Annotated in this window: 16 protein-coding genes; 8 read left to right on the forward strand and 8 right to left on the reverse strand. The window is 63.0% G+C overall.

Features of this window, described 5'->3' with window-relative positions:
- Positions 1 to 10: 10 nt before the first annotated feature.
- Together KJP30_RS21270 and KJP30_RS21275 are read right to left on the reverse strand one after the other, a co-directional pair.
- On the reverse strand, positions 11 to 553 hold the full coding sequence (locus tag KJP30_RS21270) for a tripartite tricarboxylate transporter TctB family protein (RefSeq protein WP_218451382.1): 543 nt from the start codon (positions 551 to 553) through the stop codon (positions 11 to 13).
- Between the two features lie 50 nt (positions 554 to 603).
- Positions 604 to 1,542, reverse strand: a complete 939-nt coding sequence (locus KJP30_RS21275) for a tripartite tricarboxylate transporter substrate-binding protein (protein ID WP_218451383.1) — start codon at positions 1,540 to 1,542, stop codon at positions 604 to 606.
- 62 nt (positions 1,543 to 1,604) lie between these two features.
- On the opposite strand from KJP30_RS21275, the gene KJP30_RS21280 reads away from it, so the two are divergent.
- Both KJP30_RS21280 and KJP30_RS21285 read left to right on the forward strand, forming a co-directional pair.
- A complete protein-coding gene (locus KJP30_RS21280; protein WP_246594678.1) occupies positions 1,605 to 2,477 on the forward strand; it encodes an IclR family transcriptional regulator in 873 nt (290 codons plus the stop codon).
- Between the two features lie 8 nt (positions 2,478 to 2,485).
- Positions 2,486 to 3,841, forward strand: coding sequence for an aspartate aminotransferase family protein (locus tag KJP30_RS21285; protein WP_218451384.1), 1,356 nt, complete (start codon positions 2,486 to 2,488; stop codon positions 3,839 to 3,841).
- Positions 3,842 to 3,873: 32 nt separating this feature from the next.
- Here KJP30_RS21285 and maiA read toward each other — a convergent pair whose 3' ends face one another.
- The gene (gene maiA, locus KJP30_RS21290) at positions 3,874 to 4,491 is read right to left on the reverse strand and encodes a maleylacetoacetate isomerase (RefSeq protein WP_218451385.1); all 618 of its coding nucleotides are present in this window, start codon (positions 4,489 to 4,491) and stop codon (positions 3,874 to 3,876) included.
- A gap of 149 nt (positions 4,492 to 4,640) precedes the next feature.
- Between maiA and hmgA the strand changes: the two genes are divergently transcribed.
- Both hmgA and fahA read left to right on the forward strand, forming a co-directional pair.
- Positions 4,641 to 5,996 (forward strand): homogentisate 1,2-dioxygenase, encoded by a 1,356-nt coding sequence (hmgA, locus tag KJP30_RS21295; RefSeq protein WP_218451386.1) that lies wholly within the window; start codon positions 4,641 to 4,643, stop codon positions 5,994 to 5,996.
- Between the two features lie 121 nt (positions 5,997 to 6,117).
- On the forward strand, positions 6,118 to 7,383 hold the full coding sequence (gene fahA, locus KJP30_RS21300) for a fumarylacetoacetase (protein WP_218451387.1): 1,266 nt from the start codon (positions 6,118 to 6,120) through the stop codon (positions 7,381 to 7,383).
- 2 nt (positions 7,384 to 7,385) lie between these two features.
- Here fahA and KJP30_RS21305 read toward each other — a convergent pair whose 3' ends face one another.
- Entirely contained in the window at positions 7,386 to 7,949 is a 564-nt protein-coding gene (locus KJP30_RS21305; RefSeq protein ID WP_218451388.1) for a DUF2585 family protein, read from the reverse strand.
- Positions 7,950 to 8,005: 56 nt separating this feature from the next.
- Between KJP30_RS21305 and KJP30_RS21310 the strand changes: the two genes are divergently transcribed.
- The 4 genes from KJP30_RS21310 (at position 8,006) to KJP30_RS21325 (ending at position 11,439) form a co-directional block, all read left to right on the forward strand.
- Positions 8,006 to 8,956 (forward strand): MBL fold metallo-hydrolase, encoded by a 951-nt coding sequence (locus tag KJP30_RS21310; protein WP_218451389.1) that lies wholly within the window; start codon positions 8,006 to 8,008, stop codon positions 8,954 to 8,956.
- Positions 8,957 to 9,094: 138 nt separating this feature from the next.
- Positions 9,095 to 10,717: an FAD-dependent oxidoreductase gene (locus tag KJP30_RS21315; protein ID WP_218451390.1), complete on the forward strand. Its 1,623-nt coding sequence runs from the start codon at positions 9,095 to 9,097 to the stop codon at positions 10,715 to 10,717.
- Positions 10,718 to 10,720: 3 nt separating this feature from the next.
- Positions 10,721 to 10,933 (forward strand): DUF2783 domain-containing protein, encoded by a 213-nt coding sequence (locus tag KJP30_RS21320; RefSeq protein ID WP_218451391.1) that lies wholly within the window; start codon positions 10,721 to 10,723, stop codon positions 10,931 to 10,933.
- A complete protein-coding gene (locus tag KJP30_RS21325; RefSeq protein ID WP_218451392.1) occupies positions 10,930 to 11,439 on the forward strand; it encodes a MarR family winged helix-turn-helix transcriptional regulator in 510 nt (169 codons plus the stop codon). Before KJP30_RS21320 ends, KJP30_RS21325 begins: the two co-directional genes overlap by 4 nt.
- Here KJP30_RS21325 and KJP30_RS21330 read toward each other — a convergent pair.
- The 4 genes from KJP30_RS21330 to KJP30_RS21345 form a co-directional block, all read right to left on the reverse strand.
- Entirely contained in the window at positions 11,436 to 12,035 is a 600-nt protein-coding gene (locus KJP30_RS21330) for a VOC family protein (RefSeq protein WP_218451393.1), read from the reverse strand. The genes KJP30_RS21325 and KJP30_RS21330 overlap by 4 nt on opposite strands.
- Before the next feature lie 111 nt (positions 12,036 to 12,146).
- A complete protein-coding gene (locus tag KJP30_RS21335; protein ID WP_218451394.1) occupies positions 12,147 to 13,820 on the reverse strand; it encodes a thiamine pyrophosphate-dependent enzyme in 1,674 nt (557 codons plus the stop codon).
- Positions 13,821 to 14,022: 202 nt separating this feature from the next.
- Positions 14,023 to 15,516: a choline-sulfatase gene (gene betC / locus KJP30_RS21340; RefSeq protein ID WP_218451395.1), complete on the reverse strand. Its 1,494-nt coding sequence runs from the start codon at positions 15,514 to 15,516 to the stop codon at positions 14,023 to 14,025.
- A 3-nt stretch (positions 15,517 to 15,519) separates the two neighbouring features.
- On the reverse strand, positions 15,520 to 16,437 hold the full coding sequence (locus KJP30_RS21345) for an ABC transporter permease (RefSeq protein WP_218451396.1): 918 nt from the start codon (positions 16,435 to 16,437) through the stop codon (positions 15,520 to 15,522).
- Positions 16,438 to 16,445 lie beyond the last annotated feature (8 nt).

Consider the following 16,445-nt stretch of genomic DNA (forward strand, 5'->3'; position numbering starts at 1 on the left):
TTGGCCCCTTTCAGAGGTAGGTCATCATGAAGGTTCGGAAGGCCCCCGAGGGCAGCAGCTCATAGACCATGCCCGCCGGGATCTTGACCTGTAGCAGCCCTTTAAAGACCACCACGACCGCCACCGCGAACAATACCGCCGCGCCCTGCCAGCGGGCCGACCGATAGCCCAGCCGAAAGGCCAGCACGCAGGCAAAAAGGATCGAGGCGGCAAGGTAGCCAATCACCGGTACAAGCGCGACATAGGCCATGAACCACAGCGCGTATTCCACCGACTTCAGCCAGGCCAGCACCTCGGCGCCGCGCCCCGGGATCCTTTCGGACACCAGCGCGCCCAACAGGTGCAGCACACCGAACAGCGCCATCGCGCCGACCGAGACCGCCGGCCAGAAAGCCGGTTGCGCGAACAGCTTGGTCCGCTTCACCCACTGTGTCTCGTAAGGCAGCATCGCCAGCAGAAAGACCGCGAACAGGCAGAACAGGCTGGCAAAGACCAGATCTCCGGGCCGCCTGTAGCGTTTGAACAAGTCCTGAAAGGTCTGGAACCGACCCATGCTGCCCCTCCAAAGTAAAGGGGCGCCCCATCATGGGACGCCCGCAAGGATCAGTCGCCGATCAGCTCGGCCACGGTGCCCAGCGTCACCGCATCCTTCTCGATCTGCGCGGCAGAGGCGGCGGCGTCCTGCCAGTAGATCAGCGCGCCGGTCTCGGCCGCCAGCTTCTGCGCTGCGTCGGACATGACGACCTCGGCCGCCACGGCGGCGATCTTTTCGCGCACATCGGCGGGTGTGTCCTTGTGCACGAACAGACCGTTCCACAATGAGATGTCCAGCGACGGTGCAATTTCACCCACGGTGCGCGCGTCCGGCGTCAGGGCCGTCCGCTCGGCCCCGATCGAGGCCAGCACCGTCAGATCGTCGAGGCATGGCTTGATGAGCTGCAGCGTGGTGTTGATCACATCCACGTCGCCCGAGGCCAGCGTGTTGCAATCCAGCGCGTCAAAGGCCGCTTCGGCGGCATAGTCAAAGCCCATCTCGGCGGCCAGCGCAAAGGTCACCTGCGTCGGGATCAGGAACGATCCGAAATGACCCAGCGCCACGTCGTTGTCCTGCGCGTGGTCCTTCAACTCTTCCATGGTCTTGAACGGCGCATCCCCCGAGGCCGCGATGACAAAGGGATAGGTCAGGAAGATGCCCACCGGCTCGAACGGGTTGGGGTTCAGGGCGGGGATGCCGGTTTCCGGCCCGACCAGCGGTACGCCGATCACGAAAGACCCGACGGTATAGCCATCGGCCGGCGCCTGCGCGACCTCGACCGCACCTGGGAACGGACCACCGCCGCCGCCGGGCTTGTTCACCACCGCCGCGGGCACGCCATAGGTCTGCTGGAACTGCTCGGCGATCATCCGGGTCAGGACGTCTTCAAGGTCTCCCGGGGGCCATGGCACCACGAATTCGACCGGCTTTTCGGGATATTCGGCCTGCGCCGCCAGTGGCAGGGCAAGCGCCAGCAGGGCCGTTCCGGCCTTGAGAAAAGTCTTCATACCACGCTCCTGTTGGTTGGTTCATTATTTAAACCATTGGTGCATTTATTGTTGCCCTTGCAATGAAACTCTGTCAACATTTCTTTCGCAGCCGCCGCGAAACTCTGCTGAAAGGCCCTTGGACAGTCATGGGAACGATCACCAAAGCCCTTGAACTTCTTAACTATTTTTCCCGCACCAAGCGGGAAATCGGGCTGGTCGAATTTGCGCGCCTGTCGCAGCGCGACAAAGCGACAGTGCATCGCCACCTCGTCGAACTGGAGGCAAATGGATTCGTGGAACAACATCCGCAGACCCGCGCCTATCGGCTGGGACCGGCGATCCTGCGCTTGACGGCGGTGCGCGAGGCAACGCATCCGATCCGGCGCATCCTGCGCCCCATTGTCGACGGGCTGGCACAGGAGGTGGGCGAACTGTGTCACACTTCGCTGTTGCAAGGGGATATGCTGTCGCCGGTCTATCACGCCGACCCGATGATCCACGGCACCCAGGTCCATTTCGACGAGGGTGAGATGCTGCCGCTGCATGCCACTTCCTCGGGGCTTGCGGTGCTGGCCTTTTCACCACCCGAACTTGCGGATCAGGTTCTGTCCAGACCGCTGAAGGCCTATACCGACCAAACCCTGACCGACCCGGCCTTTTTGCGGTCGATTCTGGAAGACGTGCGCCGGTGCGGATTGTGCAGTCTGGATCAGGCCTTTGACAGCGAGGTCTGCTCGGTCGGCGGGCCGCTTTTCGGTGCTGACGGGCTGCCCGCCGGTGCCATTTCCGTTGCGGTGCCAGCCGTCCGCGCACAGCGCGACAAGATGGACCAGATCCGCGGCGCGCTGCGTAGCGCGATCCATAAGGCCACGATTTCGACCGGGGGCATGTTGCCGCGTCAGGGCGCCGCGCTCTGGACCGACACCCCCGTCCCGACACCCCCAGCCCAATGAGGTCTGACATGAAGGATTCGAACTTCCTGATCGAAAACAACGCCCGCCACCTTTGGCACCCGATGGCGCATCCGGCAGACAGCCTTGCCAATCCGCCTGACATCATCGTCGGCGGTGACGGGGTCGAGATCACGGATGTGAACGGGCACCGCATGGTCGATGCCGTGGGCGGGCTGTGGAACGTCAACCTTGGCTATTCCTGCGCGCCGGTGAAGGCGGCAATTGCCGAGCAACTGGATCGGCTGCCCTACTATTCGATTTTCCGGGGCACCACGAATGACAATGTCATCGAACTCTCGGAAATGCTGGCCGAGTTCTTTGCCCCCGACGGGCTGACCCGTGCCTTTTACACTTCGGGCGGATCGGACAGTGTCGAGGTCGCCCTGCGGCTGGCCCGCCAGTACCACAAGATCCGGGGCGAGGCCGGGCGGGTGAAATACCTCTCGTTGAAAAAGGGCTATCACGGCACCCATACGCTGGGCGCCAGCGTGAACGGCAATGCCAATTTCCGTACCCAGTACGAACCGTTGATGTCGGGCTGTTTCCACATCCCGGCCCCCTACCCCTATCGCAACCCTTTCAATGAAACCGACCCGGAAAAGCTGGCGCAGCTCTGCCTTGCCGCCCTTGAGGATGAGATCGCCTTTCAGGGGGCAGGCACCATCGCCGCCTTCATCATGGAGCCGATCCTTGGGGCGGGCGGGGTGATCCCACCGCACGAAAGCTTTATGCCCGGCGTGCGCGAGATCTGTTCCCGGCATGGCATCCTGCTGATCGCGGATGAGGTCATCACCGCCTTTGGCCGTACCGGAAGCTGGTCCGGCTCGCGCCACTGGGGCGTGCAGCCCGACCTGATGTGCACCGCCAAGGCCATTACAAACGGTTATTTCCCCTTTGGCGCGGTGATGATCTCCGGCGGCGTGGCCGAGGTCTTTGAAAGCGACACCTCGGGCAAGGCCGCCATCGGGTCCGGCTACACCTATTCCGGCCACCCGGTCGGCGCGGCCGCCGCCATCGCCTGCCTGAAGGAAACCGAGCGACTGCGGGTCAAGGACAATGCCGCCGCCCGCGGCACGCAGATGTGGCAGGGCCTCTTGGCGCTGAAGGAGAAACACGCGCTGATCGGCGATGTGCGCGGCGGACACGGGCTGATGTCGGCGCTGGAGCTGGTCTCGGACCGCGCGACCAAGGCCCCCATCGACAAAAAGACCACCGGCACCGTGCATCGCGTGGCCTACGAACACGGCGCGATGCTGCGCGTTTCGGGGCCGAATATCATCCTCTCGCCGCCGCTGGTCCTGACCCAAGACCACGTGAACAGGATTCTGTCCGCGCTGGATGCCGGTCTGACCGAGGCAGGTTGACCTCTGGCCCCAAGACAAGAGGCCCGGCCGCGCTACTTCGGGGTGCGGTCGGGATGGGCAGCGGCAAAAGCCGGAATCTCGGCCAATGCCGCCTCGACCCGCCGGATCTTTGGCAGCGGTGACAGATCCACGCCCCAACGGTGCGCGTTATAAAGCTGCGGCAACAGGCAGATATCGGCCAGCGTCACGCCCGCCCCATAGCAACGGTCGCCGCCCTCCAGCATCTGTTCGACCGCCTGCAAGCCCGGCCCGATAAAGGCCCGCATCCAGCCCTCCATCGTGATTGCGCCGTCCGACTCCGTCACCGCGTGGCGCGCCACGCGGAGATTGCAGACCGGATGGATTTCCATCGCGATTGCCTGCGCCAGCGCCCGAACTTTTGCCCGCTCTCCGGCATCAACGGGCAACAGACCCAGTTCCCTCGTTTCATCAAGATATTCAACGATGGCCAGCGATTGCGTCAGCCGCAAACCGTCAATTTCCAGAACCGGCACCAAGCCTTGCGGATTGCGGTCCAGATGCTCGGTTGACCGCTGGACACCGTCCACAAGATTGACCGGCACGCTGTCCCATTCCAACCCCGCAAGCCCCAGCGCAATGCGCACCCTGTAGCTGGCGGTCGAACGCCAGTAGTCGAACAGACGGATCATCAGGTCCCCTCCCCTTCGGACATGTCCGGCACAGGCAAGCCTCTGCCAGATTTGTATCACTCGCAACGATTAACTTGACTTCATTGCAGTTGCAACGAATATAGGGCGCAAGATCGAATCCGGCTCTCACCGCCACAGGGAGGAACGACATGACCCGCCACGAACTGCCGCAAGGTATGATCCGCGCCACCGGCACCACCGGTCCGCACGAAGGCTATATGCCCGGTTGGGCCAATGATTTCGAAACCGAGGCGCTGCCCGACGCGCTGCCGCAGGGCATGAACAGCCCGCAGAAATGCAACTATGGGCTTTACGGCGAGCAACTCTCTGGCACCGCCTTTACTGCCAACCCGCCGGAACGCACCTGGACCTATCGCATCCGCCCTTCGGTCAAGCATTCCGCGCGCTATACCAAGATCGACCTGCCCTACTGGAAATCCGCGCCGCATGTGAACCCGGACGTTATCAGCCTTGGCCAATATCGCTGGGATCCGGTGCCGCACACGGATGAAGGCCTGACATGGCTGACCGGCATGCGCACAATGACCACCGCCGGCGATGTGAACACGCAGGTCGGCATGGCCAGCCATATCTACCTTGTCACCGAGTCGATGAAGGATGCCTATTTCTTCTCTGCCGACAGCGAATTGCTGGTCGTCCCACAAGAAGGCCGCCTGCGTTTCTGCACCGAACTGGGCATCATCGACCTTGAGCCCAAGGAAATCGCCATCATCCCGCGTGGCCTTGTCTATCGTGTCGAAGTGCTCGAAGGCCCTTGCCGTGGGTTCGTCTGTGAAAACTACGGTCAGAAATTCGAGCTGCCGGGCCGCGGTCCCATCGGCGCGAACTGCATGGCCAACCCGCGCGATTTCAAGGCGCCGGTGGCCGCCTTCGAAGACCGCGAGGTGCCCTCGACGCTGACAATCAAATGGTGCGGGCAGTTCCACGAAACCCAGATTGCGCAAAGCCCTCTGGACGTGGTCGCATGGCATGGCAACTACGCACCTTACAAATATGACCTGCGGACCTATTGCCCGGTCGGCGCGATCCTTTTCGACCACCCGGACCCGTCGATCTTTACCGTGCTGACGGCGCCTTCGGGGGTGCCCGGCACCGCGAACATCGACTTTGTCCTGTTCCGCGAACGCTGGATGGTGGCCGAAAACACTTTCCGCCCGCCGTGGTATCACAAGAACATCATGTCCGAACTGATGGGCAACATCTACGGCCAGTATGATGCCAAGCCGCAAGGCTTTGTCCCCGGCGGGATGAGCCTGCACAACATGATGATCCCCCACGGGCCGGACCGGAACGCCTTTGAGGGCGCGTCGAATTCCAACCTCGGGCCGGAGAAGCTGGACAACACCATGTCCTTCATGTTCGAAACCCGTTTCCCGCAGCACCTGACCGGGTTCGCCGCCGATGAGGCGCCGCTTCAGGACGATTACATCGACTGCTGGGACACGCTCGAAAAGAAATTCGACGGCACTCCGGGCAAGAAGTAAGGGTAAGGGGGCACCGCCCCCTGTGCCGGGGCCAATGCCCCCGCAAAAGACGACACGCAAGGTCGGCGCAAACGGGAACGCGACGCCCCGCGCCGACCAACCAGACAGAACAGGACACCACATGCCCCTGAAACGCTCCTGGGTGGAGTCAGCGAACTCTCCCGACACGGATTTCCCCCTGAACAACCTGCCCTACGGCGCCTTCCGCGCAGAGGACGGCGAGCCGCATTGCGGCGTGGCCATCGGCGACATGATCCTTGACGTGACCGCGCTGGAGGCCGACGGGCTGATCCAGATGGGCGACGAGGAAGAGATCTTTTTCTTTGGCGACTGGACCGAATTCATGGCCCTTGGCCCCGAAGCATGGGACGCCTTCCGAGACACGGCAACCGGTATGCTGGCCGAGGGAGCCCCGGACGCCGACGGACTGGCCCGCTATCTGGTCGCGCAGGCAGACGTTCAGATGCTGATGCCCTTCGCGGTCAGCGAATACACCGATTTCTATGCCTCCAAGAACCATGCCACCAATGTCGGCACCATGTTCCGCGGACCGGAAAACGCGTTGCCGCCAAACTGGCTGTCGATCCCTATCGGCTATAACGGACGCGCGTCTTCCGTGGTCGTGTCCGGGACCGACGTGCGCCGCCCCTGGGGCCAGTTGAAAGGCCCCAACGACGACTTGCCGCGCTTTGCCCCCTGCGCGCGTTTCGATCTGGAACTGGAGATGGGGGCCATCGTCGGTCAGGATTCCGAAGGCCCGGTGACGGTTGGCGAAGCAGACGAGATGATCTTTGGTTACGTGCTGCTGAACGACTGGTCGGCGCGCGATATTCAGGCATGGGAATACCAGCCGCTTGGGCCGTTCCAGGCCAAGGCGACGGCGACCTCGATCAGCCCGTGGATCGTGCCCAAGGCCGCGCTGGAGCCGTTCCGCACCTCGACGCCCGAACGTGAACGCCCGCTGCTGGACTATCTCAAGGAACCCGGGCCGATGCTGTATGACATCGCGCTGGAGGTCGGTCTGGCCCCCGAGGGCAAGGCGGAAACCGTGATCGCCCGCACCAACTATGCCGAGATGTATTATTCATCGGCGCAGCAACTGGCGCATCACACCACGTCGGGTTGCCCGATGTCGGTGGGCGACCTGCTGGGCTCCGGCACGATCTCTGGCCCGGAAAAGGACCAGCGCGGCGCGCTTCTGGAACTGGCATGGGGCGGCAAGGAACCGGTGACGCTGGACACCGGTGAAACGCGGAGCTTCCTTGAGGACGGCGATACGCTGACCCTGCGCGGCGCGGCGCTGGGCGACGGGTATCGTGTGGGCTTTGGCGAATGTACCGGCAAGGTGCTGCCGGCGCTTGACGATCCTTTCGGGGGTCGTGGCTGATGTCAGACGCCCTGCTGCCACTGAAGGACGGACTCGACCGGCCAAAAGAGCATCAGGACGTTCAGCACCAGGCCATCGCGGATCAGGAAGGCGGTCAGCACCTCCAGCCCGATCACGATGGCCAGGCTGGCCCAGACCGGAATCCAGCGCGCAAGGTAAAAGCCGACCACCATCGCAACAAGGTCGAAGACCGAGTTTATGACGCTGTCGCCGTTGTAATCCACGCTGATCGTCACCGCGCGATAATGGTTGATGACCATGGGCGTGTTTTCGAGGATCTCCCAACCGGCCTCGACGATCAGCGCAATGGCAAGCCGCAGGTTCAGGTCCAGCCGCCGCGCCAACAGAACAAGCGCGCCGTAAAAGGCGATGCCGTGGATCAGGTGGCTGGGCGAATAAAGGTCCAGCAGGTGCTGACTGCCTTCGATGGCGGGCGCACCGGGACCGGCCCAGAAATCGACGCGGCCACAGGGGCAGATCCAGTCGCGCCCCATCAGGACAAGGATGATCGCCAGAACGATGGCGCTCACGGCAAAAATCAGGGCGGGTTTCAGCACGTTGCTCATGACCCGCGATGGAATCACAAAGACGCGTTTGCGTCCATAGACTTGAAAGGTGCCCAATGACCAAGGCCTTTGCATCCGCCGGAGACATGGAAGAAAAGAAGACCTCGTTCACGCAGGTGGGCGACGGGCTCTATGCCTTTACCGCCGAGGGCGATCCCAACACCGGCGTCATCATCGGCGACGACAGCGTGATGATCGTCGAGGCGCAAGCCACGCCGCGCCTTGCCCGCAAGGTGATCGAACACGTTCGGTCCGTCACCGACAAGCCGATCAGCCACCTTGTTCTGACCCATTACCACGCGGTCCGCGTGCTGGGCGCCTCGGCCTATGGCGCGCGTGAGATCATCATGTCCGATGTGGCGCGGTCCATGGTGGCCGAACGCGGGCAGGAAGACTGGGACAGCGAGTTCGACCGCTTCCCGCGCCTGTTTCAGGGGCATGAGGAAATCCCCGGCCTGACCTGGCCCACCACCACGTTCAGCGACTCGATGACCGTCTACCTCGGCAACCGCCGCGTTGACATCATGCATCTGGGCCGGGCCCATACCGCCGGTGACGCGGTGATCTGGGTGCCCGATCAAGAGGTCATGTTCACCGGCGACATCGTCGAATACCACTCGGCCTGCTATTGCGGCGACGGGCATTTCGGCGACTGGGAAGACACTTTGGCCAATATCGCGGCCTTCGAACCAAAGTCGATCGCGCCGGGCCGGGGCGACGCACTGGTGGGCGAAGAGATGGTCGCCAAGGCGATTGCCGCCACCGCCGATTTTGTCCGCTCAACCTACAAGCCGGTGGAAAAGGTCGTGGGCCGTGGCGGCTCGCTGAAAGAGGCCTGGGACGCGGTGCGCGCCGAATGCGACCCCAAGTTCAAGGACTACGCGATCTACGAACACTGCCTGCCCTTCAACGTCGCCCGCGCCTATGACGAGGCCCGCGGCATCGACACGCCCCGCGTCTGGACGGCGGAACGCGACAAGGAGATGTGGGCAAGCTTGCAGGGGTGAGGCGCGCGTCGGCCCGGCCCGACACATCCCGCCCTAGGGTGCGCAAGGACTGCGCACCCGACACGGCACGCGCCCTGCGCGCACCGTTTCAGGAATGCACGGCGGGCCTTGCCCCCGGTCGGACAAGGAGGAACCGACATGATCCACGACCGCTATCAACTCGCCTTCAAGCTCTACCCCTACGAACGCTCCACCGATCAGGACGCGGAAACGCCGGTCCGTCATCCGGTGGTCGTCATGGGCGGCGGTCCCATCGGGGTCGCCACGGCGCTGGACCTTGGCCTGCAGGGCATCCCGGTCGTCGTTCTGGACGACCACGAGGGCATCGGCATGGGCAGCCGGGCGATCTGTTTCGCCAAGCGGTGCCTTGAGATCGCCGATCGCTATGGATGCGGGCAGCCGATGCTGGACAAGGGCGTGGTCTGGAACCTTGGCAAGGTGTTCCACGATGACCGCAAGGTCTATGAATTCAACCTGTTGCCCGAAGACGGGCACAAGTTTCCCGCCTTCATCAACCTGCAACAGCCCTATTTCGAGAAATTCATCGTCGAACGGGTGCGCGAGGCGCAGGCGGCCGGTGCCCCCATCGAGCTGCGCGGCAAAAACCGCGTCGACAATGTCACCGTGCATGACGATCATGTCACGCTAGAGATCACCACCCCAGATGGCCCCTATACCATAGAGGCCGACTGGCTGATCGGCTGTGACGGTGCGTCGTCCCCGCTGCGCGGCATGATGGGGCTGGATTTCGAGGGCCGCGTCTTCGAGGACAGCTTCCTGATCGCCGACATCCGCATGGTGAACGATGATTTCCCGACCGAGCGTTGGTTCTGGTTCGAACCGCATTTCAAATCCGGCGCATCGACCCTGTTGCACAAGCAGCCCGATGGCGTCTGGCGGGTGGATTTCCAGATCGGTTGGGATGTGGACCGCAAGAAGGAACTGCAAGAGGAAAACGTGCGCGCCCGGCTGGACGCCATGCTGGGCGACGTCGAATACGACATCGTCTGGACCTCGATCTATACGTTCCAATGCCGCCGTATGAAAAAATTCCGCCACGGTCGCGTGCTGTTCGCGGGTGATGCTGCGCATCAGGTTTCGCCCTTCGGCGCACGCGGCGCCAATTCGGGCATGCAGGACGTCGACAACCTTGGCTGGAAGCTGGGGCTGGTGATCGAGGGAAAGGCCCCCGAAAGCCTCTTGGACAGCTATGATGCCGAACGGGTCTACGGCGCGGACGAGAACATTCTGAACTCCACCCGTTCGACCGATTTCATCACGCCCAAGTCCAAGATCAGCCATATCTTCCGCAACGCGGTGCTGGATCTGGCTGAACATCACGCTTTTGCCCGGCCACTGGTCAACTCGGGTCGGTTGTCGGTGCCCTGCACCTATGACGGCGGACCTCTGAACGGTGCGGATTCCCTGCCCGGAGGCCCTGACCGCACGCGGGTCGGCAGCCCCTGCCCCGATGCGCCTTTGGCCGATGGTTTTCTGCTGAACCAGCTTGGCGGCGGCTTTACCCTGCTGGCCATCAATGCCGAAGTACCGGAAACTCTGGAGGAGGCCGGCATCCCGATCCGCCGCCTGTCTGTGGCGGCAAGCGACGATGCGACCGGCGCGCTGGCAGCCCGCTACCTTGGCGATGCGAAATCCGCCATCTACCTCGTGCGCCCGGACCAGCATGTTGCCGCCCGCTGGGAGAGTTTCGATGAAACCGCCACCCGCGCCGCGCTGCGCCGCGCAATCGGACTGGAGTGAGACATGACCGACCTGACGCTGACACCGAACCTCGACCGTCCCGACGATTTCTACGCGGCGCTGATCGCGGCGCATGACGGATTGTCGGACGATGAAAGTTCGGCCCTGAATGCGCGGCTGATCCTGATCCTTGCGAACCAGATCGGTGATCACGCTGTTCTGACCGCCGCCCTGCGCACAGCCAGAACACCGGCCGGAGAGGACGCCGCCGCATGACCGGCCCTGCGCCGGAACCGAGAGAAGACGCCGCCGCGCCGCTCCCGTCTCGGGCGGCGGCGCAGTTGGAAACCTTCTTTCCCTACCGGCTGGCCATCGCCGCCGAAGCCTTCTCCCGCAGTCTTGCCGCGGTCTACGGGCGCCACTACGGGCTCAGCCGCGAGGAATGGCGCCTGCTGTTTCTGCTGGCCGAGGAACCCGAAGTCACCTCTCTGGAACTCAGTCGCCGTTCGACGCTGGACAAGGTACAGGTCAGCCGTGCCTCGCAACGACTGGAGGACAAGGGGCTGATCACGCGGGCCATCGCCCCGGATGACAGGCGTCTGCGGCTTTATGCCTGCACGGACAAGGGCCGCGCGCTCTTTGCAGAGGCGCTGCCGCAGGTCGAAGCCCGTTCCGCCGAGATCCTGAAGGCGATCTCGGCCAGCGATCTTGCCGCGCTGGAACAGGGGCTGGCGGCCCTCAAACAGGCCCTTGATCGGGACCCACCGACCGGCGGGATCTAGTACGGGTTCTTGGCCCCGCGATCCTCGGACAGCGATTGCTGCCCCCGTTCCACGATCAGTTCGATGGCATCGGCAAGATGCTCCCGGTCGATGTGGTGATCGCCACGCGCCACGCGAATGCGATGCGCCTCGATCATGACCTCGGCGTGGCGCACGCCTTCGGGCGGTTCGAACCGATAGCTGGCCAGTTCGATCAGGAACCCCATCGGATCCTTGAAATAGATCGAATCCATGAAACCCCGGTCTTTGGGGCCGGAATGTTTGATCCCCCGCGCTTCCAGCCGTTTGGCCGCCTGCCAAAAGCTGGCCTGACTGACATTCAGCGCAAGGTGATGGACACAGCCGGGATCTGTCGGCGTGCGTTCAGGGTCAGGCGTGCGGGTTTCATTGGTAAAGATCGTGATCAGCCGACCGTCGCCGGGATCGAAGTAAAGATGCCCCTCGTCAGGATTGTCGAGGTTGGGCTGATCGAAAATGAAAGGCATGCCCAGCACCCCTTCCCAGAAATCGATCGACGTCTGCCGGTCCGCGCCGACCAGCGTGATGTGATGCACGCCCTGCGACTGGATCTTGCGAAGTGGTTCTGGCTGGCTCATGACCTCTCCCCTTGCCGTGAGGCGCATCAGACCGCGCCCATGACAGGGAGGATGGCCCAAGATCGCCGCGTTTCAAACCCCACACCGGCGCGCGGGGTCTGTGCGGGGCGATCAGAGACTGCGGGATTTAAGCGCGGCCTCGCGCATTTGCGTCAGGGAAACACGTGGGGTCAGGGCCTCGGGCGAGATATTCAGATCCAGTACGGCCCCCGTAGGCGAGGCCAGCGCCCGCTCGAAAGCGGCGGCGAATTCCTCGGTGCGCTCGACCCGCTCAGCGTGAAAGCCATAGGCCTTGGCAAGCGCCGTAAAGTCCGGGTTCACCGTCATGTCGGTACCCGACACCCGAGTGGGATAGTTGCGTTCCTGATGGGCGCGGATGGTCCCATAAATACCGTTGTTCAGGATCAGGATGATCGGCTGCGCACCATATTGCGCGGCTGTCGCCAACTCCTGACAGTTCATCTGGAAATCGCCATCCCCGGCGAAACAAACCACTCTGCGCGACGGATCCGCGATCCGGGCCGAGATTGCCGCCGGCACACCATAGCCCATGGCCCCCGATTGCGGCGCCAGCAGGCGGGCCTTGGGGCCATATTTGAAGAACTTGTTGGGCCAGACGGTAAAATTCCCGGCACCATTGGTCAGCACGACATCGTCGGGCAGCACCTGTTGCAGATGCGCTGTGACCTTGCCCATGTCGACCGGGCTGGGCAGGTCGCCAAGGTCGAAACCTGCTTCCCATGTGGCCCGCGCCTCGGCCCGCCACGCGGCCCAGTCGCCGGCGACCGGTGCTTGGGCCATGGCCTCGGCAAAGGCATTGGGGCCGCAATGCACGCCCAGTTCCGGCTGATAAACCTTGCCCAGTTCCAGATCCGATCCATGCACATGGATCAACCGTTGATCCGGCACAGGCACCTTGAGCAGGGTCCAGGCTTCGGTCGAGTTCTCGCCAAAGCGGTTGTTGACCGCAAGGATCACGTCCGCCTCTGTCATCAGCTTCCGCACGCCCGGCGTCATGCCAACTCCGGCCTCGCCGCAAAAACAGGGCGAGAAGTTGTCGAACATATCCTGATAGCGAAAGACCGAAACCACAGGAATGTCAGAGGCTTCGGCAAAGCTCTGCAAGGCCTGCGAGCCTGCCTCGGTCCAGTTGCAGCCACCATACAGGATCAGCGGGCGGCGGGCCTGTGCGAGGGTTTCGCGCACCCGCGCAACAACCGCCGGGGCCGGAACCGGCTCGGGATAGTCGGCCGGACCGGGCAACGGTGCGGTGTCGGTCTGGCGTGTCAGCATGTCCTCGGGCAGCGCGATGACCACCGGACCGGGCCGCCCCGTTGTTGCGGTTTTCCACGCGCGGGCAAGGATTTCCGGGATGCGGTCGATATCGTCGATCTCGACCGCCCATTTCACCATCGTCCCATAAACGGCCCGATAGTCGATTTCCTGAAAGGCCTCGCGGCCCCGCATGTCGGTGCCGATCTGCCCCACCAGAAGGATCATCGGCGCGCTGTCCTGCATGGCGGTATGAATACCGATCGAGGCGTTCGTCACCCCCGGTCCCCGCGTCACCATGCAGATCCCCGGCGCGCCCGTCAGCTTGCCCCATGCCGCCGCCATGAACGCGGCCCCGCCTTCGTTCCGGCAGTTCACGAAATCCAGCCGCCCGCCGGTGTCGTGCAGCGCGTCCAGCACGGCAAGATAGCTTTCCCCGGGGACGCCGAACGCTTTTTGCGCCCCAAGCGCCACGAGGCTGTCCACCAGCAACTGCCCGCCATGTCGTGTCATCGGAAATCCCTCTTGTGCCCTGCGCAATCCCGGGCACGGAACCCCGAAGATCGCAAATGTCCGTCCGGGTGACCTGCCCCGATTGGGCCGTCCGCACCGTCAGGCACAAGGACTGTCAGACCTGCCCGGGTTGTCAATCGGTTTGGCACCGATTGACACGCCCCAGCGGGTCACGATCCGGATCAAAGGGCTGACCAAAGGGTCAGATGTAGTCAAAGGCCCATTCGTTATAGCCCTGCTCACCCCGGTACCAGATCACCTGATCCTTGCCGCTTTCACCGTGGTTCCAGCGCTGTTTTTCCCCCTCGGCCATGGCGCGGCGGACGATGGCGCGGCGTTTCTGGCTTAGCAGAATGTCGCGCGTCAACGCCTCTTCATCCCACTTTTCAGAGACCTCCTTGCGGAAAGCCTCTGCCACCGAAGCGTGATCGGCATCCTGCGCCAGATTGACCCGCTCATCGGGATCGTTGTCGAGATCGAACAGCATTTCGCCGTCCTGCGACGACGAAATGAACTTGAACTGCCCGCGACGGATCATGAAGATCGGTGCGGGCGTCGCCTCGGCCAGATACTCGGCATAGACGGCGCGTTGAGGTTCGGGATCGTCCTTGTCGGTCAGGCTCAGCAGGTCGACACCCTCCAGCGGTTCGCTCACCTCCTCGACGCCTGCGATCGCGTTGAAGGTGGGCACCAGATCCACCAGCGAGGTCAGCTCGCGCACCCGTTGAGGTTCCAGCCCCGGGGCGGTGACGATCAGCGGCACGCGCAGCGATTTCTCGAAAAAGTGTTTCTTGAACCACATTCCGCGTTCGCCCAGCATCTCGCCGTGGTCCGAGGTGAACAGGATCACCGTGTTCTGATCCGCGCCGGTCGCCTTCAGCGCGTCCAGCACACGTTTCACGAGGCTGTCGATATAGCTGATCGAGCCGTAATAGGCGCGGATCGCGCGGCGCACATCCTCGTCACTGAACTGGATGCCCAACATGCCGAAATCCTTGAGCAGACGCGCGGAATGCGGATCATGTTCCTCTTCCGGCAAGGCCCCGACGCGCGGCATCGGAATGTCCGCATCCTCGTAGAGATCCCAGAACTCCTTGCGGCACAGATAGGGTTCATGCGGATGGGTGTAGGAAACCTGCAAGAAGAACGGTCGGCCATCCTCTGATCGCGCCATGTCAAAGATGTGCTGCACCGCTTTGAAGGTGACCTCTTCGTCATAGTCGATCTGGACGGTCCTTTCGCAGACCCCGGCGATGCGGACGGCGCGCGGGTCATTGGTGTCGCGCTTGCCCTCGTTGTTCCAGTTCGGCACCCAGGCGAAATCCGCCGGGTACAGATCGGCGGTCAAACGCTTTTCAAAGCCGTGAAACTGGTCCGGTCCGATAAAGTGCATCTTGCCCGACAGCGCGGTCTGATAGCCCGCCGCGCGCAGGTAATGCGCATAGGTCGGCACCTCGGCCGAGAACTCTGCCGCGTTGTCATAGGCCCCGACCTTGCCCGCCAGATGGCCCGTCGCCATGGAAAACCGCGAGGGCGCGCAAAGCGGGTAATTGCAATAGGCGTTTTCGAACACCGCACCGGCATTGGCCAGCGCGTCCAGCGTGGGGGCGTGACAGATCCGGTCGCCATAGGCGCGCAGGGCACCCGCCGTCAGCTGATCGACCTGAATGAATAGAATGTTTGGACGGTCAGACATGAGTTATCCTTTGTTGACCAGCGCGCGCAGGGCGCCGACCGGTCCGGTTTCGTACCATTTGCGGTGGTTTCGGTCGCGGGCCGAGATGCCAAAGCTTTGCGAGGTGCGGTCAATGACGATGGCCAGAAGGACGATGCCCAGACCGCCGACAGTGGCCAGCCCCATGTCCAGCCGTCCGATCCCGCGAAGCACCATCTGGCCCAGCCCGGTGACAGAGATCATCGACGAAACGACGACCATTGACAGCGCCATCATAATGGTCTGGTTTACCCCAGCCATGATCGTTGGCATCGCCAGCGGCAGTTCGACCTTGAACAGCGTCTGCCGTTTCGAGGCACCAAAGGCCCGCGCCGCCTCGACCATATCGGCCCGCACCTGCCGGATCCCAAGATTGGTCAGGCGCACCACCGGCGGCAAGGCATAGATGAAGGTCACGATCACGCCCGAGACATTGCCGATGGAGAACAGCATCACGATGGGCACGAGGTAGACAAACGAAGGGATCGTCTGCATCAGGTCAAGGCAGGGTTGCAGCACCATCCAGAAGCGGTCGTTCTTGGCCGCGAACACGCCCAGCGGGATGCCGATCAGCGAACAGAAGACCACGCAGGTCAGCACGATCGACAGGGTGGTCATGCTTTCTTCCCACGCGCCCATCAGCCCGATGCCCAACATACAGGCCAGCGAGATCAGGCCCAGCTTGCGCCCCCCCGCCTGCCAGGCAATCAGCACGATCAACGTCAGGATCAGCAGGTCCGGTGCCTCGGTCAGCCCGTCCTCAAGCCCGGTCAGAACGATGTCGAAGGGCACCTTGATCGCCTGAAAGATGAACCGGAAATTGGCCACGACCCATTGCAGGGCGTTTTCGACCCAGACGCCGACCGGCACCCATTCCTCGTCAAAGATGTTCCACAGGTCCATATCGTCCC

This window comes from Antarctobacter sediminis (genome assembly GCF_019218285.1).
Lineage (GTDB): Bacteria > Pseudomonadota > Alphaproteobacteria > Rhodobacterales > Rhodobacteraceae > Antarctobacter > Antarctobacter sediminis.